The organism is Variovorax sp. Root318D1 (assembly GCF_001424835.1).
Taxonomy (GTDB): Bacteria; Pseudomonadota; Gammaproteobacteria; order Burkholderiales; family Burkholderiaceae_C; genus Variovorax.
This window is the reverse complement of record NZ_LMCQ01000023.1, coordinates 208,567-234,708: the sequence shown is the minus strand read 5'-3', so window position 1 is coordinate 234,708 and position 26,142 is coordinate 208,567. Positions and strand designations below refer to the sequence as shown.

The window sequence follows — 26,142 nt, the reverse complement described above, 5'->3', positions numbered from 1 at the left end:
CGGGGCTCGGCAAGTTCCGCCGATCAATGTTTGACCGAGCCTTCGGAGGCCCGCGCTTCGCGCTGCTTGGCCAGTTCGGCCACGGCAGCGGCGGAGGCCGCGACTTCCTCGTCGGACAACGGTTCGGGCATCTTCTCGAGCGCGATCTCCAGGACCTTGTCGATCCACTTCACGGGCACGATCTCGAGGCCGTTCTTCACGTTCTCGGGAATGTCCTGCAGGTCTTTCGCATTCTCTTCGGGAATCAGCACGGTCTTGATGCCGCCGCGGAGAGCAGCCAGCAGCTTTTCCTTCAGGCCACCGATAGCCGTGACTTCGCCGCGCAGCGTGATCTCGCCGGTCATGGCGACGTCGGCACGCACGGGGATGCCCGTCAGCGCCGACACGAAGGCGGTGGTCATCGCAGCGCCCGCGCTCGGGCCGTCCTTGGGCGTCGCGCCATCAGGCACGTGGATGTGGATGTCGCGCTTTTCGAACACCTCGTCCTTGATGCCCAGGCGGCGCGAGCGGCTGCGCACCACGGTGCGCGCGGCCTCGACCGATTCCTTCATCACGTCGCCCAGCGAACCCGTGCGGCTGATCACGCCCTTGCCGGGCATGGTGACAGCCTCGATGGTGAGCAGGTCGCCGCCCACTTCGGTCCACGCCAGACCGACCACCTGGCCGACCTGGTTCTGCTTCTCGGCCAGGCCGAAGCTGTACTTGCGAACGCCCAGGAACTCGTTGAGGTTGGTGCCATCCACCGTGACCTTCGGCGTCATCTTCTTGAGCAGCAGGCCCTTCACCACCTTGCGGCAGATCTTGGAGAGTTCGCGCTCCAGCGAACGCACGCCGGCTTCACGCGTGTAGTAGCGCACGATGTCGCGCACGGCTTCTTCGGTGACGAGCAACTCGTCTTCCTTCACGCCGTTGTTCTTCATCTGCTTGGGCAGCAGGTACTTGATCGCGATGTTGGTCTTCTCGTCCTCGGTGTAGCCCGAGAGGCGGATGACTTCCATCCGGTCGAGCAGCGCCGGCGGGATGTTCATCGAATTGGAGGTGGCGACGAACATCACGTCGGAGAGGTCGAAGTCGACCTCGACGTAGTGGTCGCCGAAGGTGTGGTTCTGCTCCGGGTCGAGCACCTCGAGCAGCGCGCTCGACGGGTCGCCGCGGAAGTCGGTTCCCAGCTTGTCGATCTCGTCGAGCAGGAACAGCGGATTGCGCGTGCCGATCTTGTTCAGCCCCTGCAGCACCTTGCCCGGCAGCGCGCCGATGTAGGTGCGGCGATGGCCGCGGATCTCGGCTTCGTCGCGCATGCCGCCAAGCGCCATGCGGGTGTACTTGCGGCCGGTCGCCTTGGCGATTGACTGCCCGAGAGAGGTCTTGCCCACGCCGGGCGGCCCCACCAGGCACAGGATGGGTGCCTTCACCTTGTCGACGCGTTGCTGCACCGCGAGATATTCGAGGATGCGGTCCTTGACCTTCTCAAGGCCGTAGTGGTCGGCATTGAGCACCGCCTCGGCATTGGCCAGGTCGTGCTTGATCTTGGTCTTCTTGCTCCAGGGCAGAGCCACCAGCACGTCGATGTAGTTGCGCACCACGGTGGCTTCGGCCGACATGGGCGACATCAGCTTGAGCTTCTTGAGCTCGCCCTCGGCCTTCTTGAGCGCTTCCTTGGGCATCTTGGCGAGCTTGATCTTCTTCTCGATCTCCTCGATGTCCGCGCCCTCTTCGCCTTCGCCGAGCTCCTTCTGGATCGCCTTGACCTGCTCGTTCAGGTAGAAGTCGCGCTGGTTCTTTTCCATCTGCCGCTTCACGCGGCCACGGATCTTCTTGTCGACGTTGAGGATGTCGACTTCGCGTTCGAGTTGGCCGAACAGGTTCTCCAGGCGCGACTTGACGTCGGCCAGGTCGAGCACGGCCTGCTTGTTGTCGAGCTTGAGCGGCAGGTGGGCCGCGATGGTGTCGGCCAGGCGGCCCGGATCGTCGATGCTGGAGATCGAGGTGAGGATCTCGGGCGGGATCTTCTTGTTGAGCTTGACGTACTGGTCGAACTGCTGCATCACGGCACGGCGCAGCGCCTCGACCTCGGTGCCCTTCTCGCCGCCTTCGGGCGCCTCTACCGGCGTCACGTTGGCTGTGAAATGGGTTTCACCGTCGTCGATGCGGTTCACGCGGGCACGTTGCTGGCCTTCGACCAGCACCTTCACGGTGCCGTCGGGCAGCTTGAGCATCTGCAGGATGGTGGAGACGCAGCCGACCTCGAACATGTCCTCGACCGAGGGCTCGTCCTTGGCGGCGGCTTTCTGCGCCACCAGCATGATGCGGCGCTCGGCCTCCATGGCCAGCTCGAGTGCCTTGATGCTCTTGGGGCGCCCCACGAAAAGCGGAATCACCATGTGGGGAAACACGACCACGTCGCGCAGCGGCAGCAGCGGCAGGTCGATCGCGTCGGCAGGCAGGGGGGTATGACCGGACATGAATATCCTTTGATTGATCAGGCAAAGATGGATGGGCCTGCGGGCATTTCAAGCCCGTGCACCCGTTCTTTGTCGAAGGCGCCGGCGGCCTCGGTGGAAAGCGCCGGCGCCGCGTTCACTCAGGCCTTCTTGGCCGCCTCGCGGTACACGAGCAGCGGCGGCTTGTTTTCATCGATTGTGGATTCTTCGACCACAACCTTGTCGACGTTGGTGGCATTCGGCAGCTCGAACATGGTGTCGATCAGCGACTGCTCGAGGATGGAGCGCAATCCGCGCGCGCCAGTCTTGCGCGCCAGCGCCTTGCGCGCAATGGCCTTGAGCGCCGCGGGACGGATCTCGAGGTCGACGCCTTCCATCTGCAGCAGCTTGGTGAACTGCTTGACGACGGCGTTCTTGGGCTCGGTCAGGATCTGCACCAGCGCGTCTTCGCTGAGCTCGGCCAGCGAAGCCACTACGGGCATGCGGCCCACGAGTTCGGGAATGAGGCCGAACTTGATCAGGTCTTCGGGCTCGACTTCGCGGAACACCTCGGTGATGCTGCGCTGCGCCTTGCTCTTGACCGAGGCGCCGAAGCCGATGCCCGAGGCCTCGGTGCGGTTTTCGATGACCTTCTCGAGGCCGGCAAAGGCGCCGCCGCAAATGAACAGGATGTTGGTCGTGTCGATCTGCAGGAAGTCCTGGTTCGGGTGCTTGCGCCCGCCCTGGGGCGGCACGCTGGCCATGGTGCCTTCGATGAGCTTCAGGAGCGCCTGCTGCACGCCCTCGCCCGACACGTCGCGGGTGATGGAGGGGTTGTCCGACTTGCGCGAAATCTTGTCGATTTCGTCGATGTAGACAATGCCGCGCTGGGCCCGCTCGACCTCGTAGTTGCAGCTCTGCAGCAGCTTCTGGATGATGTTCTCGACGTCTTCGCCCACATAGCCGGCTTCGGTCAGCGTGGTGGCATCGGCCATGACGAAGGGCACGTCGAGCATGCGCGCCAGTGTTTGCGCCAGCAGCGTCTTGCCCGAGCCCGTGGGCCCGATCAAGAGGATGTTGCTCTTGCTGAGCTCGACGTCGTCGCCCTTGGCCTTTTCCTTGTGGCGCAGGCGCTTGTAGTGGTTGTAGACCGCCACCGACAGCATTCGCTTGGCCGGCTCCTGGCCGATCACGTAGTTGTCGAGGTTGGTCTTGATCTCCAGCGGCGTGGGCAGGTCGCTGCGCGCCTCGCGCGCCTCTTCACCGGCCGGGAGCTCGTCGCGGATGATTTCGTTGCAAAGGTCGATGCACTCGTCGCAAATGAAGACCGAAGGGCCCGCGATCAGCTTCTTGACCTCATGCTGGCTCTTGCCGCAGAACGAGCAATAAAGCGTTTTTTCGCTGGAGGAGCCTTTTTTATCGGCCATGGACAGGTGCCTCGTAAAGGGGTAGGGACAATGATAACGAAACAAAAACGGCGTTTCCCTTGTGGAAAACGCCGCTTTTGCCTTTTTGGCGCCACCGGCGCCTTGGCGCAGGTTTTACCGATCAACCGCGCTTGGCAATGACCTGGTCGACCAGGCCGTAGTCCTTGGCTTCGTCAGCGGTCAGGAAATAGTCGCGTTCGGTGTCCGACTTGACTTTTTCGAGCGGCTGGCCCGTGCGTTCGGCCAGGATGCGGTTCATCTGGTCCTTGGTGCGCAGAATGTCGCGGGCATGGATCTCGATGTCCGTCGCCTGGCCGCGCGCGCCGCCGAGCACCTGGTGAATCATGATCTTCGAATTGGGCAACGAAAAGCGCTTGCCCTTTTCACCGGCCGCCAACAGGAAGGCGCCCATGCTGGCTGCAAAACCGATGCACATCGTCGACACGTCGGGCTTGATGAACTGCATGGTGTCGTAGATGGCCATGCCGGCGCTCACGCTGCCGCCCGGGGAGTTGATGTAGAACGAAATGTCCTTGTCCGGGTTCTCGCTCTCCAGGAACAGCAGCTGCGCCACCACGAGGTTGGCGGTCTGGTCGTTGACCTCGCCCACCAGGAAAATGATGCGTTCCTTGAGAAGACGCGAGTAGATGTCGTAGGACCGCTCGCCGCGGCCCGACTGCTCGATGACCATCGGGATCATGCCGAGGCCTGTGATTTCCTGTGCGCTCATTGATTTGCTCTCCGGAAGGGGTTCGTTCGCTGTTCGAATTTAACTGTACGCCTGAGTGAAATGGGGCTCGTGCCGCAAAGCACAAGCCCCATTGGCGTCGCGGGCGGCGGCACAGGCCGGACGGCCCGGCGCTCAGCCCTGCTGCTGCGCCATCAGTTCGTCGAACGTGACCGACTTCTCGTTGACCTTGGCCTTGGCGAGCACGAATTCGGTCACGTTGTTCTCGATCACCACGGCTTCGACTTCGGCCAGGCGGTTGTTGTCGCTGAAATACCAGCGCACCACGTCGGCCGGCTTTTCGTAGCTGGCGGCCAGCTCGTCGATGTGGGCCTTGATCTGCTCGGGCTTGGCCTGCAGGTTGTTGGCGCGCACCAGTTCGGCCACCACGAGGCCCAGGCGCACACGGCGCTCGGCTTGGGGACGGAACACTTCGTCGGGAATCGGGGCCTTGTCGGCGTCCTTGATGCCGCGCTGCTTGAGCTCGGCGCGGGCGCCTTCGACCATGCGGTTCACTTCGGACTGCACGCTGGCGTTCGGCAGGTCGAGCTCGGCGTTGGCCACGAGGGTGTCCATCACGGCGTTCTTGTTGCGGGCCAGCAGGCGGAACTTCACCTCGCGCTCGAGGTTCTTCTTGATGTCGGCGCGCAGGCCCTCGACCGTGGCTTCGGCAATGCCGAGCGACTTGGCGAGCTGTTCGTTGACTTCGGGCAGGTGCGAAGCCTCGATCTTCTTCACGGTGACCATGAAGTCGGCTTGCTTGCCGGCCACGTCCTTGCCGTGGTAGTCGGCCGGGAACGACAGCGGGAAGGTGCGGCTGTCGCCAGCCTTCATGCCGCGCACGGCATCTTCGAATTCCTTCAGCATCTGGCCTTCGCCGACGATGAACTGGAAGTCTTCGGCCTTGCCGCCCTGGAACGGCTCGCCGTCGATCTTGCCTTCGAAATCGACCGTCACGCGGTCGTCGTCTTGCACCACGGCGTCTTGCGCACGCTGGGCGAAGGTGCGGCGCTGGCGGCGCAGGATGTCGAGCGTCTTGTCGATCGCGTCGTCGCCCACTTCGGCCGAGAGCTTCTCGACTTCGGCGCCCGACAGGTCGTTGATCTTGACTTCGGGGAACACTTCGAAGACGGCGTCGAAGGCCAGCTGGCCTTCGGGCGACTCTTCCTTCTCGGTGATGCGGGGCTGGCCGGCCACGCGCAGCTTGGCTTCGTTGGCGGCTTGCGAGAAGGCCTCACCGACCTTGTCGTTCATGACTTCGTAGTGCACCGAGTAGCCATAGCGCTGGGCCACGACGTTCATTGGCACCTTGCCCGGACGGAAGCCGTCCATCTTGACGGTGCGCGCGAGCTTCTTGAGGCGCGAATCGACTTCGGACTGGATGGTGCCGACCGGCAGGGTCAGCGTGATCTTGCGTTCGAGCTTCTCGAGAGTTTCAACGGTCACGGTCATGGTGTCTTCCTTGTGAGGGGTGTGGCTGGTGCGCGGGGCCGGACTCGAACCGGCACGTTCTTGCGAACGTCAGGACCTAAACCTGGTGCGTCTACCAATTTCGCCACCCGCGCTATGCCAATTTTTTCAGGTGAATGCAAAAGCGGACGGCCCTGGTGCCACGGAGAACCGAAGCCCAAAGACCGTCCGCCTGAAATCGGTCAACCGCGTATTTTAAGCGCTAATCGGAGGCTCTTTTGGCTCCCGCTTGACGCGGAACGCCGCGGCATACATTGCCGGCAGCGCCAGCAGGGTCAATACCGTCGCCACGATCAGGCCGCCCATGATGGCCACGGCCATCGGGCCCCAGAACACGCTGCGAGACAGCGGGATCATCGCCAGCACGGCCGCCGCGGCCGTGAGCACGATGGGACGCAGGCGCCGCACGGCTGATTCGACGATGGCGTCCCAGGCCGGCACGCCCGCCTCGCGGTCACTTTCAATCTGGTCGATCAGGATCACCGCGTTACGCTGGATCATGCCCATCAGCGCAATCACGCCCAGAAGCGCCACGAAGCCGAAGGGCCGGTTCAGCAGCAGCAGCGCACCCGCCACGCCGGCAATGCCCATCGGGCCGGTGATGAACACCAGCAGCGAGCGGCTGAAACTGTGCAGCTGCAGCATCAGCAGCGTGAACACCACGAACAGCATGATCGGAACGCCCGCGACGATGGAGGCCGAGCCCTTGCTGCTTTCCTCGACCGCGCCGGCGACCTCGATGCGGTAGCCGCCCTGCCCGGCCGCGTGCCAGCCGGCTTCGAGCTGGCGCAGCTTCGGCAACAGCTGCTCGGTCACCGTGGCGCCCTGCAGGCCCTCGACCACGTCGCCCTGCACCGTGATGGCGTAGTCGCGGTTCTCGCGCCACATCACGCCGGGCTCCCAGCTGAACACGGGCCGCGCAATCTGCGTCAACGGAATCGAGCGGCCCGAGGTGGTGGGCAGGTAGGCGTTGCCGATGTCCGAGATGGCCTCGCGCTCGTCCGCCGACTGTCGCAGCACGATGTCGATCAGCAAGTCGTTCTCGCGGTACTGGCCCACCGTGGTGCCCGAGAACATCGTCTTGGACGCCTGTGCGATCGCCTGGCTGGTGACGCCGAGCGCGCGCGCCTTGGCCTGGTCGACCTCGAGCCGGATCACCTTGACCGATTCGTTCCAGTTGTCGTTCACGCCGCGCATGTTCGTGTTCTCGCGCAGCACGGCCTTGACCTCGTCGGCATGCGCGCGCAGCTGGGCGGGCTCGGTGCCGATGACGCGGAACTGCACCGGATACGGCACCGGCGGCCCGTTGGGCAACAGCTTCACGCGGCCGCGCACTTCAGGAAATTCCTGCGCCAGCAGGGCCGGAAGCTTGATGCGCAAACTCTCCCGCACCTTCAGGTCCTTGGCCAGCACGATGAGCTGCGACACGTTGGTCTGCGGAAACACCTGGTCGAGCGGCAGGTAGAAGCGCGGCACGCCGGAGCCGATCCAGGTGCTGACCGTCTTCACACCCTCTTCCTTCATGATGCGCTGCTCGACCCGCTTGGCAACCTCTTCGTTCGCGGGGAACGAGGTGCCCTCCGGGAACCAGATGTCCACCATGATCTCGGGCCGGCTCGAATCCGGGAAGAACTGCTGCTGCACCTTGCCCATGCCGACGATGCCCAGCGCAAAGATGAGCACCGTGGCGCCGATGGTCAGCCAGCGGTGCTGCACGCACCAATTCACCGTGCGGCGAAAGGTGTTGTAGAACGGCGTGTCGAACAGCTCGTGCGGCGGCGCATTGGGATCGTGCGGCTTCACCTTGAGCAGCAGCGTGCCCAGGTAAGGCACGAAGTACACCGAGACGATCCACGACAGCACCAGCGCGATCACGGTCACCGCGAAGATCGCGAAGGTGTATTCGCCCGTCACAGACTTGGCAATGCCGATCGGCAGGAAGCCCGCCGCAGTGATGAGCGTGCCGGTGAGCATGGGCTTGGCCGTCACGTCATAGGCAAAGGTGGCGGCACGGACCTTGTCGTAGCCCTCCTCCATCTTCCGCACCATCATCTCGACCGCGATGATCGCGTCGTCCACCAAGAGGCCGAGCGCGATGATCAGCGAGCCCAGCGATATCTTGTGCAGCCCGATGCCGAAGTAGTTCATCGCCAGGAAGGTCACGGCCAGCACCAGGGGAATGGTGATGGCAACCACCAGCCCCGGCCGCATGTCGATGTACCAGCCGAAGCGCCCGCCCTTGTGCAGGCCGAGCGAGATGATGCTCACAGCCAGCACGATGGCCACCGCTTCGATCAGCACGCCGACGAATTCATTGACCGAACTGGCCACCGACACCGGTTGGTCCTGCACCTGCGCCAGCTTGACGCCGGCCGGCAGGCGCTGGTCGATGGTTGCCGTGGTGGCGCGCAGCGCCTCGCCCAGCGCGATGATGTCGCCGCCCTTGGCCATGGAGACGCCGAGCGCAATGACTTCCTTGCCCTGGTGGTGCACCTTGACGGCTGGCGGATCGACGTAACCGCGGTGAATCTCGGCAATGTCGCCGAGCTTCAGCTGGTTGCCAGAACTGCCGCGGATCGGCATGTCGCGCAGCTGCTCCACGCTGGTGAACTGCCCTGCCACGCGCACCTGAACCACGTCGAGTGGCGACTGGATCGTCCCGGCGCTTTCCACCGCGTTCTGCGAGCCCAGCTGGGCCAGCACCGCGTTGAAGTCGAGTCCCAGCTGTGCTACGCGCTTCTGCGAGATCTCGATGTAGACCTTTTCGTCCTGCACGCCGAACTGGTCGACCTTGGCGACGTCTTTCACGCGCAGCAATTGCTGGCGCACTTCGTCGGCCAGGGTCTTGAGTTCGGCGTAGCTGAAGCCGTCGCTCTCCAGCGCATAGATCACGCCATAGACATCGCCGAAATCGTCATTGAAGAACGGTCCCTGGATGCCCGGCGGCAAGGTGTTGCGGATGTCGCCGATCTTCTTGCGCACCGTGTACCAGACGTTGGCCACGTCGCCCGGCTTGGACGAATCCTTGATCTGGAAAATGATCTGCGACTCGCCGGGCTTCGAATAGCTGCGGATCTTGTCGGCATAGGGCGCCTCCTGCAAAGAGCGCTCCAGCTTGTCGGTCACCTGCTCGGCCACCTGCTGCGCCGTGGCGCCGGGCCAGTAGGTGCGCACCACCATGGCACGGAAGGTGAACGGCGGGTCTTCGTCCTGGCCGAGCTGGAAGTAGGCAAAGGCTCCCAGCACCATCAGCACCACCATCAGGTAGCGCGTGAGGGGCGCGTGATCCAGCGCCCATTTGGAGAGATTGAAGCCTGCGGGCTTGTCGGTGGTCGCAGTGCCCTCGCTCATTTGGCAGCACCTGCTGCGATCTCCTTCTTCGTGGCCGAAACGGCCGCGGCGGATTGCGCGGGCTGCGTCGCATTGGCGGCCGCCGCGGCGGCCTCCTTGCTCTGGTAGATGGTGACCTTCTGTCCCGGTGAGAGCACGTGCACGCCCGCGGCCACCACCATCATTCCGGGCGCGAGCCCGCCGCCGATCACGGCCTCGTTGCCGTCGGCCGTGGCCACCTGCACGGGCTGCGAGCGCACGGTCATGGTCGCCTTGTCCAGCACCCACACCGAGGTGCCCTTGCCCTCCTGGCGCAGCGCGCTGGTCGGGAGCTTCATGACCGCGCCGCCTGCGCGCGCCAATGCCTGCGGGCGGGCATAGACGGTGGCGCCGAGCGCCGGCGACGTGGCTGCGTCGATCGCCACCTTGACTGAATAGGTGCGCGTGACCGCGTCAGCGCTGGCCGCCACTTCGCGCACCTCGCCCTGCAGTTCTGCGCCGCCCGACCAGCCGCGCACCGTGACCGGCGAGCCTGGCTTGATCAGGGCAGCGCGGTCTTCGGGCACCGCAAACACCACGTCGCGCGCGCCGTCCTGCGCGATGCGGACGACCGGCGTGCCGGCCTGCACCACCTGGCCCGGCTCGGCTTCGATGGCGGTAATGATCCCGGCCACGTCGGCCACCAGCGTGGTGTAGCTCGCCTGGTTGCCTTGCGACGAAAGTTGGGCCTGCGCCTGTTCGAGCTGCGCCTGTGCGGCCTTCCAGGTGGACTCGCGGCGTTCCAGCTCGGCGCCGCTGATGAAGTTCTGCTCACGCAGTTCGCGGTAGCGCTTGAGGTCCGCCGCCGCGAGATCGCGGTTGGTCTGCGCCGCGGCCAGTTGGGCGCGCGCCGCTTCGGCTGCCAGCCTGTAGTCCTGCGGGTCGAGCTGGGCCAGCACCTGGCCGGCCTGTACGTGCTGGCCGAGTTCGGCCTGGCGCTTGGTGATCTTGCCCGCCACCCGGAATCCCAGACGCGATTCGACCCGGGCCCGAACCTCGGCCGAGAACTCGGGCTGGGCGTCGATGTCGCTGGTGCCCACCGTCACCAGCTTGACCGCACGCACGGGTTCCTCGGCTGGTTTCGACTGCGAACAGCCGGCCAGGAACAAGGCGGGAAGCAGCAGCCATGCAATGGCGCCGCGGGCAGGAGAAAAGCCGGAAGAGGCGGTCATGAGACACCCTGGAAAGGTCGAACCTTGGTCATTACTGACCCACTGGTTAGTAATTTAGGGTAAACCTCAAGGACTGTCAATCGCGGTCTTCAATGAATCGCTAGGTTCTCTGCCCCATCTCGACCAGGCGGTTGTCGGGAAGCTCGAAATAGTCGGACGCCCTGCCCGAATTGCGCTGGAGCCAGCCGAAGAGCGCGCGGCGAACCGGGTTCATGCCCGGAAGGTTCTCCTCCCCGACCGAGGCACGCGAGACGAAGTACGAGGTCTTCATCGAATCGATGGCCAGCCCTTTCTGATAGGCGAATATCCGAATGAATTCGGGCACGTCGGGCCGCTCCATGAAGCCGTGCCGCGCAGTGACTACCCAGATCCCGTCCATCACGTGCTCGGCCTCGATGCGGATGCGCGCGTCGATGCGCGGGGTGTCGCAGACCAGCACGCGCAGCACGATCACCTGCTCATGCAGCACCTGGTTGTGCTTGAGGTTGTGGAGCAATGCGTGGGGCACCGCCGTAGCGTCGGCATTCAGGAATACCGCCGTGCCCTTCACCCGGTGCGGCATATCGAGCGCGAGCGATTCGAAGAATGGCTTGAGGGGCAGGCTTTCGGCCGCGGCGGCCTCCAGACCCAGCCGGCGACCCTTTGCCCAACTCGTGAAAAGCACCAGCACCCCGGCCGCCACGGCCAGCGTGAGCCAGCCGCCTTCAGTCACCTTGAGGCTGTTGGCCGCCACGAACGTCAGGTCGACCACGGCAAAAGCCGCCACGCCGAGCACCACCGCCACCCGGTTCCAGCGCCACAGGCCCCAGGCCACGATTCCCGCCAGCAGCGTGGTGGTGACCATCGTGATCGACACCGCAATGCCATAGGCCGCCGACAGCGCCTCCGAACTGCGAAAGCCCAGCACCAGCAGCAGCACCCCGGTCATCAGCAGCCAGTTGACCACCGGCACATAGATCTGGCCGATGGACGAGCCCGAGGTCTGCACCACGCGCATGCGCGGCAGGTAGCCCATGCGCATGGCGTGCGCCGTAAGCGAAAAGGCGCCCGAGATCACGGCCTGCGAGGCAATCACGGTGGCCATGGCGGCCAGCACCACCATCGGCACCACGCCCCAGGCGGGAAAGAGCCGGAAGAACGGGTTGTCGACGGCCGCGGGATCCGCCAGCACCAGCGCACCTTGGCCGAAATAATTAAGTACCAACCCCGGCAGCGCGATGAAGAGCCAGGCGAGCCGGATTGCCCGCGTGCCGAAGTGGCCCATGTCGGCGTACAGCGCTTCGCCCCCGGTAAACGCGAGAAAAACAGCGCCTAGCACCGCCAGTGACTGCAGCCGGTGCTCGACCAAGAAGCCGATGGCCCGGCGCGGATCGAGCGCCCCCAGCACTTGCGGGTGCTGCAGCACCTGCCAGCCGCCTGCGAGGGCCAGCACCCCAAACCAGAGCAGCATGACCGGCCCGAACACCTTGCCCACCGCCCCCGTCCCCTTGCGCTGCACCGCAAAGAGCCCGAGCAGGATGAGGATGGTGATAGGGATCACCGCGCGCTGCAGCACCGGCGCCTGCACCTCCAGCCCCTCCACGGCCGACAGCACGGAAATGGCAGGGGTGATCAGGCTGTCGCCATAGAACATGGCCGCGCCGAGCAGGCCGAGCGCCCCAATGGCATTCCACAGCCATGGGCGGGCCTGCGTGCCTCCCGCCGCGCTGCGGGCAAGCGCCTGCAGCGCAAGAATGCCGCCCTCGCCGTCGTGGTCGGCGCGCAGAACGAACACCACGTACTTGAGCGTAACCACGAACATCAGGCCCCAGAAGATGAGCGAAAGCAGGCCCAGCACCGAATCGGGCGTGAACGCGACGCCGTGCTCGGGGTTCAGCGTTTCCTTGAACGCATAGAGCGGCGAGGTGCCGATGTCGCCAAACACCACGCCCAGCGCCGCGATCGTCAGGCCCGGCCCTGCCGCATGAGACGCCTCGCCGTGCGTCGGACTCTGGGCAGCGGGGACCTGTGCCTGTGAATTCATGAAATCGGGAGATTGGATTGGAGGTGACGCCGCGAGCATAGTGCGCGGCACGTGTCGCGGACAATCGCCGCGTGCCTGAACCTACCCACATTGCCGCGCCGCCGGCGCATTACGAGAATTTTCCCGTGGCCTCATGGCTGTGCCCGCCTCATCTGCGGCCGCCTATTGCCGCGATCTACCATTTCGCGCGCACTGCGGACGACATCGCGGACGAAGGCGATGCCTCGCCCGAAGAGCGGCTCGCTGACCTGCGCGCCTACCGCGAAGAGCTCCGCGCCGCCGCACGCGGCAGCGTGCCGGCCGACTCGCGCTGGCCCCATGTCTTCGGCCCGCTGGCGTACAGCATCGCGCAGTTCGCGCTGCCCGAGGAATTGCTGGCCGACCTGCTGAGCGCATTCATGCAGGACATCGAGAAGACGCAGGGCGGAGGAACCTACGCCGACCGTGCCGAGCTGCTCGACTACTGCCGCCGCTCCGCCAACCCGGTCGGCCGCCTGCTGCTGCATCTGTACGGCGTGCACGACGCAGAGGCACTGGCGCAAAGCGACGCCATCTGCAGCGCCCTGCAACTCATCAACTTCTGGCAGGACCCGAGCGTGGACCTGCCGCGCGGCCGCTTCTATCCGCCGCTGGCCGACTGCGCCCGGCGCGGCCTGACGCGCGAGAGCTTCAAGGCCTTCATGCCGGTGGCCGACGCGCCGCCGCCGCAGGAAGCCATCAACCTGATCGCGGTCGAAAGCGCCTGGGCGCGCGAACTCATGGCCCAGGGCGCCCCGCTGGTCCACCGCCTGCCGGGCCGCGCCGGCTGGGAACTGCGCTTCGTGGTCCAGGGCGGCTTGCGCATCCTCGACAAGATCGAAGACCTGGGCTTCGACACGTTCTCGCAACGTCCCAAGATCAGCAAGACCGATGCGCCCTTGCTGGCCTGGCGCGCGCTCCGGATGCGGAGACAATTGCCGCCCATGAAAGCGTCCCTCCGATGACTCCCGAGCAATACGTACAAGACAAGGCCGCCGCCTCGGGCAGCAGTTTCTATTACGCCTTTCTGTTCCTACCCAAGCCACGGCGCGCCGCGATCACGGCGTTCTATGCCTTCTGCCGCGAGATCGACGACGTGGTCGACGAGGTCAGCGACCCCGGAGTGGCGGCCACCAAGCTCGCCTGGTGGCGCACCGAGGTGGCGCAGTCTTTTTCAGGCCCGCCGCGCCACCCGGTGATGCAGGCGCTGGTGCCGCATGCCACCGCCTACGGCATCGAGCCCAGGCAGCTCAACGAGGTGATCGAAGGCTGCCAGATGGACCTCGACCAGACCCGCTACCTCGACTTTCCAGGCCTTGCCCGCTACTGCCACCTGGTGGCCGGCGTGGTGGGCGAAGTCGCGGCGCGCATCTTCGGCCAGACCGATCCGCAGACCACCGCCTATGCGCACAAGCTCGGTCTGGCGCTGCAGCTCACCAACATCATTCGCGACGTCGGCGAAGACGCGCTGCGCGGCCGCATCTACCTGCCCGTGAACGAGTTGCAGAAGTTCGACGTCAAGGCGCACGAGATTCTCAACCGCGTGCATTCGGAGCGCTTCGTCGCCCTCATGAAGTTCCAGGCCGCGCGCGCGCACGCGGCGTACGACGAAGCCCTTGCGTTGCTGCCCGCCGCGGACCGCCGTGCGCAAAAGCCCGGCCTCATGATGGCCAGCATCTACCGCACGCTGCTGCGCGAGATCGAGCGCGACGACTTCCAGGTGCTGAACCAGCGCGTGAGCCTGACGCCGGTGCGCAAGTTCTGGCTGGCATGGAAAGTCCAGGCGCTGGGGAGCATTTGAAGACCGCAGTCATCGGCGCCGGCTGGGCCGGGCTCGCCTGCGCCGTCGAAGCCACGCGGCTCGGCCATGCCGTGACGCTGTTCGAGACCGCGCATATGGCGGGCGGTCGCGCTCGGCGCGTCGACCACATGCATGGGCTGACGCTGGACAACGGGCAGCACATCCTCATCGGCGCTTACACCGCCACCTTGCAGCTGATGCGCGACGTGGGCGTGGACGTCGACAAGGCCCTGCTCCGGTTGCCGCTCTCGCTGCGCTTTGCCGACGGCGGCGGGCTGAAGCTGTCGAGGCTGCCAGCGCCGCTCGATCTGCTGGCTGGCGTCTTCACGGCGCGCGGCTGGTCGTGGCGGGACAAGTCCACGCTGCTGCGCACCGCAGTGCAGTGGCGCCTGCGCGGGTTTCGCTGCGACCCGGGCACGACTGTGGCCACGCTCTGCGCCGGGCTCACGCCGCGCGTGATGGAAGAGCTGATCGAGCCGCTGTGCGTCTCCGCGCTCAACACGCCGATCGATCAATCGAGCGGCGAGGTGTTCCTGCGGGTGTTGCACGATGCGCTCTTCAGCGGCAGCGGCGGCGCCGACCTGCTGCTGCCGCGCGTCGACCTTGGCGCGCTGTTTCCCGATGCGGCCCTGGCGTGGCTCGCTCAACATGAGGCCACGCTGCGCATCGGCGTCCGCGTGCACGCGATCTGGCCGGACGGCACTTCATGGCGAGTCGACGGCGAGCGCTTCGACCGCGTCGTCCTGGCCTGTGCGCCGTGGGACGCCGCGCGGCTCGTCCGCGCTTCCGGCCTGCCGGCGCAACACTGGTGCGAGACCACCGAGGCCTTGCGCTTCGAGGCCATCGCCACGGTCTATCTGCGCGGCGCCACGCCGCTGGCGGAACCGATGCTGGCACTGCGCAGCCGCCCCGACACCGCACCGGCGCAATTCGTGTTCGACCGTGGCCAGCTTGGCGGACCCGAGGGCGTGCTTGCCATGGTCGTCAGCGCGAACGAAACCCCGCGCGAGGCGTTGGAGCATCAGGCCATGGCACAAGCCGCAACCCAGCTGGGCCAGACCGCGCTCAAGCCCGTCCAGACCGTGGTCGAGAAGCGCGCCACCTTTGCCTGCACGCCCGGGCTTGTTCGACCGGCAACGAAAATCGCTCCAGGGTTGCAGGCTTGCGGCGACTACACCGAAGGCCCCTACCCCGCGACACTCGAAGGCGCAGTCCTGAGCGGACTGGCCGCCGCCAACACATTGACAGCACCATGACCGAATTGCGCTACCTGGATTTCGACTACAGCGAAGACACCGAAGGCCACGGCACCTTCGACGCCATGGCCTCGACCGCGCCCGAAAAAACACGCGAGGTGCTGGCCGAAGTCGCGGAACTTCTGGCCTGGGCCAACGCCACCTTCCCGGATGCGCAAGGCGCGCTGGAAGACGGAGCGGCCTGGGATTTTGACTTGCAGCAGACCCGGGAAACGCCGGACCTCGACACCGTGACCTTCTCGCTCAGCGGCACCGCCGATTTCTGCGCGGCGCTGCGCGAGCAATTCAAGTTGGACTGAAACCCGATTGCCGCCCCCCATTCACTGAGAGAAACATGGTCACCTGCTACCTGCGCTACATCGTTGATCCGTACAAGCTCAAGGAATTCGAGTACTACGGCAAGCTCTGGATCCCGCTGGTCGAGAAATTCGGCGGCCAGCACCACGGCTATTTCCTGCCGTCGGAGGGTGCGAACAATGTGGCGCTCGCGATGTTCAGCTTTCCGAGCTTCGCCGCCTACGAGCAGTACCGCGCCGATTCGATGCAGGATGCCGAGTGCCAGGCTGCGTTCAAGTACGCCGAGGACACCCGCTGCATCCTCAGCTACGAGCGCAGCTTCTTCCGGCCCGTGTTCTCGTAGAGCGCGAACTCAAGCGCCAAGTGCCACGCACAGCGCGTGGAGGTTCGGCACGATCAGTTGCGGACGCGCGCCGTGCACCCACGGCCGCTCGTCGCGCACCAGCCAGGCGGCCTGCATGCCGGCATTGAGCGCGCCGACCACGTCGAGCTCCGCGTCGTCGCCCACGTGCAGCACGTCCTTCGGCAGCAGGCCGACCGAGGCGGCCGCAGCACGAAATATCGGCGCATGCGGCTTGCCGCTGCCGAAGGCGCGCGCATTGAATGCGGTGCGAAACCAGCGGCCCACGCCGGTCAGGTGGATGTCGGCATTGCCGTTCGAAATGGCCACCAGCGGATAGCGCTCGCTGAGCCACTTGAGCGCCGGCAGCGCGTCTTCATACAGCGTCACACGCTGGCGCTCAGCAAAGAAGGCGTCGAAGGCCGGATCGGCCAGCGCCGGATCTTCGCCCGAGCGCTTCAGCGCCGTGCGGATCGATTCGCGGCGCAGCGCGCTCAGGTCATGCGCAAGGTCCGAACGTTCCTTGGCGGTGGCTTCGCGCAACTCGCGCAGAACGCCGGGGTTCAGCAGCAGCGAAGCGGTCTTGGGTGCTTCGCGCAGCAGCCATTCCTGCAGCACGGTCTCGGCACGTTCGATGGTCGGCCAGATGGGCCAGAGGGTGTCGTCCAGGTCGAGCGAGATCGCGGAGATGCGCTTGATGTCGAGTGGCTCAGCGCCCGCCAGCGCCGTGGAAACGGAAGTCATGCCCGAGAATATCGCATGCCTCAAGACAACGGGAACAACAGTTCCATCGCCGCGCGCACCGCCGTACTCTGGTGCAACCTCGGCTCGCCAGATGCCCCCACCACGCCCGCCGTGCGGTCCTACCTTGCGGAATTTCTCGGCGATCCGCGCGTGGTCGAAATTCCGAAGCTGCTCTGGGCCGTGATCCTGTACGGCATCATTCTGCGCGTGCGGCCCGCCAAGTCGGCCGCCAAGTACGCGAGCATCTGGATGGCCGAGGGGTCGCCGCTCAAAGTGTGGACACAGAAGCAAGCCACCCTGCTTGCCGGCTGGCTCGGCGAACGCGGGCACCGCGTGTTGGTGCGTGATGCAATGCGCTACGCCAGCCCCTCGATCGCCTCGCGGCTCGACGCGCTGAAGGCTGAAGGCGCAGCGCGCGTGCTGGTGCTGCAGGCCTATCCACAATATTCGGCCACCACCACGGCCAGCGTGATCGATGCGGTGAACGACTGGAGCCGCCGGCAGCGCCTGATTCCGGAGTTCCGCTTCGTGAACCAGTACCACGACGATCCGGCCTACATCGAGGCGCTTGCGCAAAGCATCGAGCGCCACTGGAAGATCGAAGGCCGCGGCGAGGTGCTGCTGATGAGCTTCCACGGTATTCCTGCGCGCAACGTCGCGCTCGGTGATCCATACCAGGCGCAGTGCCTCGAAACCGCGCGCCTACTTGCCACGCGCCTCGGGCTTTCGGCCGCGCAGCACCGCGTCACCTTCCAGTCGCGCTTCGGCCGCGCCAAGTGGCTCGAGCCCTATACCGAGCCCACCCTGCGCGAACTCGGCGCGAGCGGCGTCAAGCGGGTCGACGTGGTGTGCCCGGGCTTTCCGGCCGACTGCCTGGAGACGCTGGAAGAAATTGCGATGGAGGGCCGCGAGGCCTTCATGCATGCCGGTGGCGAGGCCTTCAGCTACATCCCGTGCCTGAACGACAGCCCGGCCTGGATCACCGCGCTGGCGGGCATTGCCGAACGCAACCTCGCGGGCTGGCCCACGCAGCGCCCCGCCAGTACTTAGAACTTGCCCAAGTAGTCCATCTTGCCGATGGGCATGCCCTTGTGGCGCAGCACGTCGTAGGCTGTGGTCACGTGGAAGAAGAAGTTGGGCAGCGCGAACTGGAGCAGGTAGCGCTGCGCGGTGAAATGCGCTTCGCTTTCGCGCACCTTGACGGTCACTTGGCGCTCCTCCTGGCCGTCGATCAGCGTACGGTCCACGGTGGAGAGAAACGCCTGCGTCTTCGCGATGCGGGCCAGCAGTTCGTCGTACGTCTTTTCCTCATCGGGAAAGCTCGGTGCCGTGACGCCCGAAATGCGTGCCACGCCGAGCTTCGACGCATCGCTCGCGCGCTGGATCTGCCCAACCAGCGGGATCATGTCGGGTGCGAGCCTGGCATCCACCAGCGTCGCCGGGTCGATGTCGTTGGCCTTGGCGTGCGCCAGGCTCTTCTCGAGCACGTGGGTGAGTTGGCCGAGCCCGCGCGAGAAGACCGGCACGGAAAGGTCGTACAGCGAAAGCGCCATGGATAAATCCTTGTGGTTGGAATCGGCGGCGATTGTCTCGCCGACTCGCGCCTAGCGGCCGGCGGCCCGGATAAACCCTTCAATCAGATCCAGTTGTTCCGGCACGTTGAGCGCAGGCGCGTGGCCGCACCCCTGGATTTCAATCACCTTCAGCAACCCCGCGGCGCCCGGCCCCCGCTGCTGCATCTGCTGCGTGACCTCGGGCAGCACCAGGTCCGACTCGGCGCCGCGAAGGCACAGCACCGGCACCTCGATGACGTCGTAGTGCGGCCAGATCAGGTAGTCGTTGTCATGCGCGCTGAACTGCCGGACCATCGCCGGGTCATAGTGCGGCGTCACGCGGCCGTCGGGCAGGCGGCGGGTGGAGCTTTCGGTCAGGCGGCGCCATTGCGCATCGCTGAGCCAGCCATAGGGCTTGTAGACGGTGCGAAAGAAAAGCTCGAGCTCGGCCACGGTGTCGAATGCGGGCGGTTCGCCGGCGTATGCGCGGATGCGCTCGATGGCCGCCTGCGCGAGCTCCGGCGCGTTGTCGTTGAGCGTGAGGCTCGCAATGCGCGCCTTCATGCGCGGCTCGAACAGGCCCGACGCGCAGACCGTGCCAACGGCGCCGCCCATCGAGGTGCCGACCCAATGCACGCGGCCCAGGCGCAGCTCGTCGCACAGCGCAGCGGCCATGCGGGCGTAGAACGAGAGCTGGTATTCCTCGTCGGGCAACGTGCTCCACTGGCTCAGCCCTCGGCCGATGGTGTCGGGGCAAATCACGCGGAAGCCGCGCGCTGCAAAGTGCTGTGCCAGCTCGTCCATGTCGCGGCAGGTGCGCGCGAGGCCATGCCACGCGATGATCACTGGGGCATCTGGCGCACCCCAGTCGAGCCAATGGATTTCGCGGCCCGCAAGCTGGGCGTAGCGGGACACCGGAACGGGAAGATCGTTGCTCATCGTGCAGCCCTCGCCCTCAGCTTGCCGACGATGCCGGTCGGAAAGTAATAGACCGAGAGCACGAACAGCACTCCCAGCCACAACAGCCAGCGGTCGGGCGACAGCAGCGCCGCAAGCCACGGCAACCCGCTCGCGGCCTCGCTGCCCACGCGCAGCAGGTCTTGCAAATAGCTTTGCGCCAGAACGAACAGCACCGCGCCGATGGCCGCGCCGTAGATGGTGCCCATGCCGCCGATCACCACGATCAGCAGCACGTCGATCATGATCTCGAAGCTCAGCGAAGTGTCGGGTCCGTTGTAGCGCAGCCAGATCGCGAGCATCGCCCCGGCCAGCGTGGCGAACAGGGCCGACAGCACGGCTGCCGTGGTGCGGTACACCACCACGCGGTAGCCGATGGCCTCCGCGCGGAACTCGTTCTCGCGGATGGCCTGCAGCACGCGGCCGAAGGGCGAATTCACGATGCGCAGCAGCGCGAGCACCAGTACCACCGCGGTCACGAACAGCAGGCAGTAACACAGCAGGCGGCCATCGAGCGAGACGCCCAGAAAGGGTTCTTCGGAGAACTCGAAGCTCGGCGAGATCAGCTCGGGCAGCTTGAAGGTGAGTCCGTCTTCGCCGCCCGTGAAATCCGACAGCTGCGAAGCCAGCGTCTGAAACGCCGAAGCCACCGCCAACGTGATCATTGCGAAGAAGATCGCGCGCACCCTGAGCGAGAACAGGCCGATGGCGAACGAGAGCACCAGGGAGATCGCGAGCGACGCCGCGAGCCCCAGCAGCACCGCGCCCCAGCTGGGCCCGAGCCGTGAAGCCGAGATGGCGATGCCATAGGCGCCGATGCCGAAGAACATCGTGTGGGCGAAGCTCACGATGCCGGTGTAGCCCAAGAGCAGGTCGAAGCTTGCGACCAGCACCACGAACACGAGGATCTTGGCCGCGACGCTGAGCGCCTTCACGCCCGGGAAGATGAACGGCGCGAACGCCAGCGCGATGAAAAGCGCCACCAGCAGCAGCGCCAGCAGGCGGCTCCTCGGCGTGTCGTTGGAGAGAAGTCGTTTCAGGAACATGGCGGCTTCTTCTTTCTCAACGATTCGCCACGGGGTACACGCCCTGCGGCCGCCACAGCAGCACGGCCACCATCAGCAGGATGCTCGCGAACTGCGTGAGCGTGGGCAGCAGAAAGCCGATGTAGTTGGTCATGAGCCCCACCAGCAGCGCTCCGATCAGCGCGCCGCCCGTCGAGCCGAGCCCACCGATGATGATCACGATGAAGATCAGCACGTTGACCTGCGCGCCCATCTGCGGCACCAGGTTCTGCTGAAACAGCCCCCACATCACGCCGCCCAGGCCGGCCAGTGCGCTGCCCACCACAAACACGCCGACGAACAGCCGGCCGATGCGGTAGCCGAGCGACTCGACCATCTCGCGGTCCTGCACGCCGGCGCGGATGAGGAGACCGATCTTGGTACGGCCCAGCGTCCATGCGAGCAGGCCGAACACCACGATGCCCACCGCCACTGCAAGCAGGCGGTACTTGCTGATGGCCGCATCGCCGATCAGCAGCGAGCCGCGCAAGGCTTCGGGCAATGGCAGCGGCACCTGTGCCGGCCCCCAGATCACCTTGATGAGCTCCTCGCCGATGATCATGCCGCCCATCGTGATGAGGATCTGCTTCAGGTGCTGGCCGTAAACGGGCCGCACAATGAAGCGCTCGAACGCGAGTCCAACCGCACCGGCCACCGCCATGGCGACCAGCATCGCCGGGAACACGGCGACGAGGTTGCGCCACAGCTCGCCCGAACCGGTCCAGTCGCCCATCAGGCCGAGCACGCTGCTGGCCACGAAGGCGCCGAGCGCAATGAACACGCCGTGGCCGAAGTTGAGCACGTCCATGAGGCCGAACACCAGCGTGAGGCCCGAGGCGATGATGAAGATGATCATGCCCATCGCCAGGCCCGCGACCGTGAGCGTGAGCCAGGTCGAGAACGAGCCCGTGAGCGGCAGCGCGGCCAGCGCGAGGATGGGCGCGAGAAGCAGCGGCTTCCAGTCGAAGTCGAGTGCCTTCATTGCTGCGCTCCCCGTTCTTGCTCCCTCTCCCGCTTGCGGGAGAGGGTTGGGGTGAGGGCCAGCGGCGCCAACATGACGGCATAACCATTGCACAGGCCGCCTGCCCTCACCCTAGCCCTCTCCCGCGAGCGGGAGAGGGGACAAGAAGACATCACGTTCGTCATAGCGCTAGACCCAAAAGAGATTGCTGCAATTGCGCATCCGCGGAGAACGCCGCCATCGAGCCGCTGTGCACCACGCGGCCGTTGTCCATCACCGCGACGTTGTCGCCCAGGCGCTGGGCGAAGTTGATGTTCTGCTCCACCAGCAAGATCGTCACCCCGCTGCGCTTGAGCTCGCCGAACGCATCGATCATGTTGTTGATCATCACGGGCGCGAGGCCCTTGCTGGGCTCGTCGATCAGCAACAGCTCGCGCGGCTCGACGATGGCGCGCGACACCGCGAGCATCTGTTTCTGACCGCCCGAGAGCTTGCCGGCGGGGTGATTCCAGAACTTCTCGACCGCGGGAAACAGCTTGAAGATCCACTTCAGCCGCGTGTCGTCGATCTGCGCAGCGTTCTTGGCACCACGCGCGGCGAGCAGCATGTTCTCCTTCACGGTGAGGTCGGAGAAGATGCCCATGTTCTCGGGCACGTAGGCAATGCCAAGCTCCGCGATCTGCGGCGTGTGCATGGCGGTGATGTCTTTGTCGCCGAAGCGCACCCGGCCCTCCGACGCATGCCACAGGCCCATGATGGTCCGCAGCGTGGTCGTCTTGCCCGCGCCGTTGCGGCCGAGCAGCATGGTGAGCTGGCCCTTGGGCACAGCGAGGTCGACACCGTGGAGGATGTGGTACGCCCCGATGTGCGTGTGCACGCCTTGTAGTTCGAGCAGGTTCATGCGGCCTCCTTCGCGATACCGAGGTACGCCTCCTGCACCACCGGCGAGGCAATCACCTCGGCCGGTTCGCCATCGGCCACGAGCGTGCCGTTGTGCAGCACGATGATGCGGTCCGCGAGTTCGCGCACCACGTCCATCTTGTGTTCGACCAGGAGGATGGTCTTGCTCTTGTCCTGCTTCAGCTTACGGATCAGGTCGAGGATGACGGGTGCTTCGGCCGCATTCATGCCGGCCGTCGGTTCGTCGAACATGAAGACCTTGGGCTCGAGCGCCATCAAGAGTGCCACCTCGAGCTTGCGCTGGTCGCCGTGCGGCAGGCTGGCCACCGTGGCATGTTCGCGCGACTTCAGCGCCACGTCGGCCAGGATCTGGTCGGCGCGTTCGGTCAGCGCCTTGTGGTCGCTCCAGATGCTCCACAGGTTGAGACCGCGGCGATGCGCGCCTTCGCGCGTGGCCTGCACCGCCAAGCGCACGTTCTCCAGCACCGTGAGGTTGGGGAACAGGTTCGTGAGCTGAAAGGCTCGTCCCAGCCCTGCGTGCGTGCGCGCCGATGGCGACAGGCCTGAGAGCGGTTGCCCGTCGAGCGACACCGTGCCCGCGCTCGCCTTGAGCTGGCCCGAGATCAGGTTGAAGTAGGTGGTCTTGCCCGCGCCGTTGGGGCCCACGATGGCCGTCAGCGTGCCCGGCGCGAAGGCGCAGCTCACGCTGTTGACGGCCACGTGCCCGCCGAAGCGGATGGTCAGGTCTTTCGTCTCAAGCATCGTTGGTCATTGCAAATGAAAGTCGGTGTAGATCGGCGCTCAACAGCTGCCGATCACGTAGTAGTTCGGACCGGTCTGCTTCAGCGTGGTGGTGACGTAGATGTTCCACAGCCCCATCGATTGCCCTGAGCCGTAGGCATAGGTGAGGCCCCACAGGGCGTAGGCACGCCCGGCCACGGTGTGCGCATAATTGCTGGCGGTGTAGCAGGTGCCGCCGCCACCGCTTCCGGCAAGCGTGGTGCCCGTGGCCGCGGCCGACATCGCGCCCTGAGCATTGCTGGCGTCCAATGCCGCCACGGTCCAGCTGTAGGTGGTCGACGCGGCCAGGCCGCTGTCGGTGTAGTTGGTGCCGGCCACCGGCGCGGCGTTGACCTTGCTGCCGCCGCGATAAACGTTGTAGCCGCTCGCGCCGGAGACACCCGCCCAGCCGATCACCATGCTGCTGCTGGTCGCGCCGGATGTGCCCACGCCGGTGGGCGCTGGCAGCGACGAGCCGCCGCCGGAGCCGGTCACGCGATCGACCATGGCCTTGAGCGCCACCATCTGCGGGCCCGACTTCTTCGCGTAATTCGCGTTGTCGTAGCCCCACCAGTCCCAGCAGCTGTTGGTGGCCGCCGTGCTGGTCTGCGGATAGATCAGCACGATGTTGTTGGTGTCCGCCCAGCGGTTGTAGCCGGTCTTGCGCACGTACTGATCGCCTACGTCGGTGTAGTTCTGCTTGCAGCCGTGCAGCACCATGTGCACGCGGCACGAGGTGGTGGTGCAGGCCTGCGGCACGTAGATCCAGCCGGTGGCGGCCACGCCGTGGCCGGAGATGAACTCCGATTGGTTGAACTCCGTGAACGTGCCGCCCAGAGTCCCGTTGTTGCGCGGGTTCAACGGGCCATAGAGATGCTGCAGGATCTCGCCCGCAAGATCGAAGCCGCAGTTGTTGATGTAGGGCGCGGCGGTGGTGCTGCACGCGGCGCCGAAGTCGTCCGTGACCATCGCGTGGCCGGCGCCAATGGTGTTCTTGTAGACCGTATTGGCCGTGGGCACGAAGCTCTGGTAGTAGGTCTTCAGGTCGTCCATCACGGCTGGCTTGACGGTGTTGTCCGAGGTGCCGGAAAACAGGTACACCTTGGAGCCGCTCATGTTCGATGCCGGATCGATCGCACCGCTGGCGGCCCAGCTGTTGGTGGTGCTCACGAGGGTCGAAACCGGAATGCTGGTGCTGTGCGCCATGCAGCGGCCGGTGGCATTGACCACCGAGCCCTCTGCGCAGTAGTACGGTCCGCCGGCCACCACACCGGCACCGCGCTTGAAGGTGGCCGAATAGGCCACGTGCAATTGCACAGCCATGAAGCCGCCCGCCGAGAGGCCGGACACGCTCACCTCCGCCGGGTTTGCGCCCAGCGACGGCAGCGGCACCGCCGCAGTGGCCGTGCAGGCATACACGCCAAACGCCATTGCCGCAGCCGCGGCCAATCCCTTCCAGTTCCCTCGCATCGCTGCCATCGCTGTCTCCTTGCATTGCAGGCGCGTCGAACGCTTGCTTGATTGCTGACGAATGGGCCATTGGTTGCGCTGCCACGTCCGCCACGAAGGCGCAGGCTGGCGCTTCGCCCGGCGGCCATGCCGGGGCGAAAGGGACGCGGCCTCAGGACCGCGGTATCGGGGTGCCGATCAGCGCTTGTTCTTGATCGGGATGTCCATCTCTTCAGGCTTGATCTCGCGCACCAGCTCCGGCACACCCCATGCAAAGGCGGGGTCGTTCTTGATCTTGAAGTGGTACATCGACTGCATCGCCTGGTGGTCTTCCTTGCGGAAGGTCATCTTGCCCTTGGGCGTGTCGAAGCTCATGCCTTCCATGGCGGTGATGAGCTTGTTGGTGCCGGTGTCGCCGCCGGTCTTCTTGAGCGCGGTGACCACCGCCATCGCGGCCGAGAAACCGCCGGCCGTGAAGAAGTCCGGCGGGGTCTTGAACTCCTTGTAGTGCGCCGCGACGAGGGCTTCGTTCACCGGATTCTTCGGGATGCCGAAGTAGTAGTACGCCGCCCCTTCCATGCCCGGCAGGTTCTTGTAGGCCGCCATGGCCGGCAGGATGTTGCCGCCAGTCGCGATCTCGATGTTGTAGCGCTTCAGGTCCAGGTCGACGATCTTGAACGGATTGCCCGCGCCGGCCCAGACGATCCAGATGATCTTGCGGCCCGGCTGGTCCTTGAGCTTGTCGATCAGGCGCTGTGCGCCGGCCGTGAAGTCGGTGGTGGCGGGGGGCAGATATTCCTCATGCACCAGCTTCGCCTTCTTGAGCGCGGCGCCGAAGGCCTTCACGCCGTCGCGACCAAAGGCGTTGTCCTGCGCGAGCGTGGCCACGGTCACGCCGGCCTTGTCGATGGCCACCGCGTTGGAGATCGCGTCCTGGCTCGAATTGCGGCCGGTGCGGAAGATGTACTTGTTCCATTTGTCGCCGGTGATCGAATCGGCAACCGCCGGCTCCACGATCAGGATCTTCTTGTACTCCTCGGCCACCGGCAGCATGGCCAGCGCCACGCCTGAAGCGGTGGGGCCCACGGCCAGCGCGGCCTTGTCGTCGGAATACGCGGCCGCCAGCAGCGACTTGCCAAGGTCGGGCTTGCCCTGGTCATCCTTCTCGATGACCACGAGCTTCTTGCCATTGACCGTCATCGTGCCGCCGGTGGCGTAGTCCAGGCCCATGGTGAAACCGGTCTGCGTCTGCTTGCCATAGGCCTCGAGCGGACCGGTCTTGCTGTAGATGTGCGCAATGCGGATTTCGTTGGACTGGGCCCATGCGGGGGCTGCGGCGGCGCAGGTGGCGAGTGCGGCCAGGGCTACGAGGTGGCGACGGTTCATTCTTTGTCTCCTGAAATAGGTGACTGAA

22 protein-coding genes and 1 tRNA gene are annotated in these 26,142 nt (G+C 65.5%); 6 read left to right on the top strand and 17 right to left on the bottom strand.

From position 1 onward, the window contains the following. Positions 1 to 23: 23 nt before the first annotated feature. The 8 genes from lon to ASC78_RS21935 form a co-directional block, all read right to left on the bottom strand. Complete coding sequence (lon, locus tag ASC78_RS21970; protein WP_055806236.1) at positions 24 to 2,462, bottom strand: endopeptidase La; 2,439 nt, start codon at positions 2,460 to 2,462, stop codon at positions 24 to 26. Positions 2,463 to 2,581: 119 nt separating this feature from the next. Further along, positions 2,582 to 3,847, bottom strand: a complete 1,266-nt coding sequence (gene clpX, locus ASC78_RS21965) for an ATP-dependent Clp protease ATP-binding subunit ClpX (RefSeq protein ID WP_055806233.1) — start codon at positions 3,845 to 3,847, stop codon at positions 2,582 to 2,584. Between the two features lie 121 nt (positions 3,848 to 3,968). Beyond that, positions 3,969 to 4,577, bottom strand: a complete 609-nt coding sequence (gene clpP, locus ASC78_RS21960; protein WP_055806230.1) for an ATP-dependent Clp endopeptidase proteolytic subunit ClpP — start codon at positions 4,575 to 4,577, stop codon at positions 3,969 to 3,971. 132 nt (positions 4,578 to 4,709) lie between these two features. Then, on the bottom strand, positions 4,710 to 6,026 hold the full coding sequence (gene tig, locus ASC78_RS21955) for a trigger factor (protein WP_055806227.1): 1,317 nt from the start codon (positions 6,024 to 6,026) through the stop codon (positions 4,710 to 4,712). A gap of 26 nt (positions 6,027 to 6,052) precedes the next feature. Continuing rightward, positions 6,053 to 6,139: transfer RNA gene (locus tag ASC78_RS21950), tRNA-Leu, on the bottom strand. Positions 6,140 to 6,239: 100 nt separating this feature from the next. Then, complete coding sequence (locus ASC78_RS21945; RefSeq protein ID WP_055806224.1) at positions 6,240 to 9,395, bottom strand: efflux RND transporter permease subunit; 3,156 nt, start codon at positions 9,393 to 9,395, stop codon at positions 6,240 to 6,242. After that, entirely contained in the window at positions 9,392 to 10,585 is a 1,194-nt protein-coding gene (locus ASC78_RS21940; RefSeq protein ID WP_055806223.1) for an efflux RND transporter periplasmic adaptor subunit, read from the bottom strand. Before ASC78_RS21940 ends, ASC78_RS21945 begins: the two co-directional genes overlap by 4 nt. Positions 10,586 to 10,685: 100 nt before the next feature. After that, the gene (locus tag ASC78_RS21935; RefSeq protein WP_082517626.1) at positions 10,686 to 12,608 is read right to left on the bottom strand and encodes a potassium transporter Kup; all 1,923 of its coding nucleotides are present in this window, start codon (positions 12,606 to 12,608) and stop codon (positions 10,686 to 10,688) included. 71 nt (positions 12,609 to 12,679) lie between these two features. On the opposite strand from ASC78_RS21935, the gene hpnC reads away from it, so the two are divergent. Genes hpnC through ASC78_RS21910 form a run of 5 tightly spaced genes read left to right on the top strand, consistent with a single transcriptional unit; the run spans position 12,680 to position 16,323 of the window. Continuing rightward, entirely contained in the window at positions 12,680 to 13,591 is a 912-nt protein-coding gene (gene hpnC, locus ASC78_RS21930) for a squalene synthase HpnC (RefSeq protein ID WP_055806220.1), read from the top strand. Further along, the gene (gene hpnD / locus ASC78_RS21925) at positions 13,588 to 14,427 is read left to right on the top strand and encodes a presqualene diphosphate synthase HpnD (protein ID WP_055806218.1); all 840 of its coding nucleotides are present in this window, start codon (positions 13,588 to 13,590) and stop codon (positions 14,425 to 14,427) included. Before hpnC ends, hpnD begins: the two co-directional genes overlap by 4 nt. Next, positions 14,424 to 15,683, top strand: coding sequence for a hydroxysqualene dehydroxylase HpnE (gene hpnE, locus ASC78_RS21920; protein ID WP_055806215.1), 1,260 nt, complete (start codon positions 14,424 to 14,426; stop codon positions 15,681 to 15,683). The genes hpnD and hpnE overlap by 4 nt, the downstream gene beginning before the upstream one ends. Then, a complete protein-coding gene (locus ASC78_RS21915; protein ID WP_055806212.1) occupies positions 15,680 to 15,982 on the top strand; it encodes a hypothetical protein in 303 nt (100 codons plus the stop codon). The genes hpnE and ASC78_RS21915 overlap by 4 nt, the downstream gene beginning before the upstream one ends. A gap of 35 nt (positions 15,983 to 16,017) precedes the next feature. Next, positions 16,018 to 16,323, top strand: a complete 306-nt coding sequence (locus tag ASC78_RS21910; RefSeq protein ID WP_055806209.1) for an NIPSNAP family protein — start codon at positions 16,018 to 16,020, stop codon at positions 16,321 to 16,323. Positions 16,324 to 16,332: 9 nt separating this feature from the next. On the opposite strand, the gene ASC78_RS21905 is transcribed toward ASC78_RS21910, so the two are convergent. Further along, positions 16,333 to 17,064 carry an HAD family hydrolase gene (locus ASC78_RS21905; RefSeq protein ID WP_055806207.1) on the bottom strand — a complete coding sequence of 244 codons (732 nt, stop codon included), beginning with the start codon at positions 17,062 to 17,064 and terminating at the stop codon, positions 16,333 to 16,335. 15 nt (positions 17,065 to 17,079) lie between these two features. Between ASC78_RS21905 and hemH the strand changes: the two genes are divergently transcribed. Then, a complete protein-coding gene (gene hemH, locus ASC78_RS21900) occupies positions 17,080 to 18,114 on the top strand; it encodes a ferrochelatase (protein WP_055806204.1) in 1,035 nt (344 codons plus the stop codon). Here the strand turns inward: hemH and ASC78_RS21895 are convergent. The 8 genes from ASC78_RS21895 to ASC78_RS21860 form a co-directional block, all read right to left on the bottom strand. Further along, positions 18,111 to 18,617: a DUF1993 domain-containing protein gene (locus ASC78_RS21895; protein WP_055806200.1), complete on the bottom strand. Its 507-nt coding sequence runs from the start codon at positions 18,615 to 18,617 to the stop codon at positions 18,111 to 18,113. The two genes, hemH and ASC78_RS21895, sit on opposite strands and share 4 nt — an antisense overlap. 51 nt (positions 18,618 to 18,668) lie before the next feature. Next, positions 18,669 to 19,556: an alpha/beta fold hydrolase gene (locus tag ASC78_RS21890; protein ID WP_055806197.1), complete on the bottom strand. Its 888-nt coding sequence runs from the start codon at positions 19,554 to 19,556 to the stop codon at positions 18,669 to 18,671. Next, on the bottom strand, positions 19,553 to 20,620 hold the full coding sequence (locus ASC78_RS21885) for a branched-chain amino acid ABC transporter permease (protein ID WP_055806196.1): 1,068 nt from the start codon (positions 20,618 to 20,620) through the stop codon (positions 19,553 to 19,555). The genes ASC78_RS21890 and ASC78_RS21885 overlap by 4 nt, the downstream gene beginning before the upstream one ends. Positions 20,621 to 20,636: 16 nt before the next feature. Continuing rightward, positions 20,637 to 21,620 (bottom strand): branched-chain amino acid ABC transporter permease, encoded by a 984-nt coding sequence (locus ASC78_RS21880; RefSeq protein WP_055806193.1) that lies wholly within the window; start codon positions 21,618 to 21,620, stop codon positions 20,637 to 20,639. Positions 21,621 to 21,780: 160 nt separating this feature from the next. Continuing rightward, complete coding sequence (locus ASC78_RS21875; RefSeq protein WP_055806190.1) at positions 21,781 to 22,500, bottom strand: ABC transporter ATP-binding protein; 720 nt, start codon at positions 22,498 to 22,500, stop codon at positions 21,781 to 21,783. Continuing rightward, the gene (locus ASC78_RS21870) at positions 22,497 to 23,261 is read right to left on the bottom strand and encodes an ABC transporter ATP-binding protein (RefSeq protein WP_055806187.1); all 765 of its coding nucleotides are present in this window, start codon (positions 23,259 to 23,261) and stop codon (positions 22,497 to 22,499) included. The genes ASC78_RS21875 and ASC78_RS21870 overlap by 4 nt, the downstream gene beginning before the upstream one ends. Before the next feature lie 39 nt (positions 23,262 to 23,300). Then, a complete protein-coding gene (locus ASC78_RS21865) occupies positions 23,301 to 24,758 on the bottom strand; it encodes an extracellular catalytic domain type 2 short-chain-length polyhydroxyalkanoate depolymerase (RefSeq protein ID WP_055806184.1) in 1,458 nt (485 codons plus the stop codon). A gap of 168 nt (positions 24,759 to 24,926) precedes the next feature. Then, positions 24,927 to 26,114, bottom strand: a complete 1,188-nt coding sequence (locus ASC78_RS21860; protein ID WP_055806182.1) for a substrate-binding domain-containing protein — start codon at positions 26,112 to 26,114, stop codon at positions 24,927 to 24,929. Between the last annotated feature and the right edge of the window lie 28 nt (positions 26,115 to 26,142).

Excerpts from the sequence above, each read along its gene's own strand:
- lon (WP_055806236.1), bottom strand. The coding sequence starts at position 2,462 with ATGTCCGGTCATACCCCCCTGCCTGCCGACGCGATCGACCTGCCGCTG.
- clpX (WP_055806233.1), bottom strand. The coding sequence starts at position 3,847 with ATGGCCGATAAAAAAGGCTCCTCCAGCGAAAAAACGCTTTATTGCTCG.
- clpP (WP_055806230.1), bottom strand. The coding sequence starts at position 4,577 with ATGAGCGCACAGGAAATCACAGGCCTCGGCATGATCCCGATGGTCATC.
- tig (WP_055806227.1), bottom strand. The coding sequence starts at position 6,026 with ATGACCGTGACCGTTGAAACTCTCGAGAAGCTCGAACGCAAGATCACG.
- ASC78_RS21945 (WP_055806224.1), bottom strand. The coding sequence starts at position 9,395 with ATGAGCGAGGGCACTGCGACCACCGACAAGCCCGCAGGCTTCAATCTC.
- ASC78_RS21940 (WP_055806223.1), bottom strand. The coding sequence starts at position 10,585 with ATGACCGCCTCTTCCGGCTTTTCTCCTGCCCGCGGCGCCATTGCATGG.
- ASC78_RS21935 (WP_082517626.1), bottom strand. The coding sequence starts at position 12,608 with ATGAATTCACAGGCACAGGTCCCCGCTGCCCAGAGTCCGACGCACGGC.
- hpnD (WP_055806218.1), top strand. The coding sequence starts at position 13,588 with ATGACTCCCGAGCAATACGTACAAGACAAGGCCGCCGCCTCGGGCAGC.
- ASC78_RS21915 (WP_055806212.1), top strand. The coding sequence starts at position 15,680 with ATGACCGAATTGCGCTACCTGGATTTCGACTACAGCGAAGACACCGAA.
- ASC78_RS21910 (WP_055806209.1), top strand. The coding sequence starts at position 16,018 with ATGGTCACCTGCTACCTGCGCTACATCGTTGATCCGTACAAGCTCAAG.
- ASC78_RS21905 (WP_055806207.1), bottom strand. The coding sequence starts at position 17,064 with ATGACTTCCGTTTCCACGGCGCTGGCGGGCGCTGAGCCACTCGACATC.
- hemH (WP_055806204.1), top strand. The coding sequence starts at position 17,080 with ATGCCTCAAGACAACGGGAACAACAGTTCCATCGCCGCGCGCACCGCC.
- ASC78_RS21895 (WP_055806200.1), bottom strand. The coding sequence starts at position 18,617 with ATGGCGCTTTCGCTGTACGACCTTTCCGTGCCGGTCTTCTCGCGCGGG.
- ASC78_RS21890 (WP_055806197.1), bottom strand. The coding sequence starts at position 19,556 with ATGAGCAACGATCTTCCCGTTCCGGTGTCCCGCTACGCCCAGCTTGCG.
- ASC78_RS21885 (WP_055806196.1), bottom strand. The coding sequence starts at position 20,620 with ATGTTCCTGAAACGACTTCTCTCCAACGACACGCCGAGGAGCCGCCTG.
- ASC78_RS21880 (WP_055806193.1), bottom strand. The coding sequence starts at position 21,620 with ATGAAGGCACTCGACTTCGACTGGAAGCCGCTGCTTCTCGCGCCCATC.
- ASC78_RS21875 (WP_055806190.1), bottom strand. The coding sequence starts at position 22,500 with ATGAACCTGCTCGAACTACAAGGCGTGCACACGCACATCGGGGCGTAC.
- ASC78_RS21870 (WP_055806187.1), bottom strand. The coding sequence starts at position 23,261 with ATGCTTGAGACGAAAGACCTGACCATCCGCTTCGGCGGGCACGTGGCC.
- ASC78_RS21865 (WP_055806184.1), bottom strand. The coding sequence starts at position 24,758 with ATGGCAGCGATGCGAGGGAACTGGAAGGGATTGGCCGCGGCTGCGGCA.
- ASC78_RS21860 (WP_055806182.1), bottom strand. The coding sequence starts at position 26,114 with ATGAACCGTCGCCACCTCGTAGCCCTGGCCGCACTCGCCACCTGCGCC.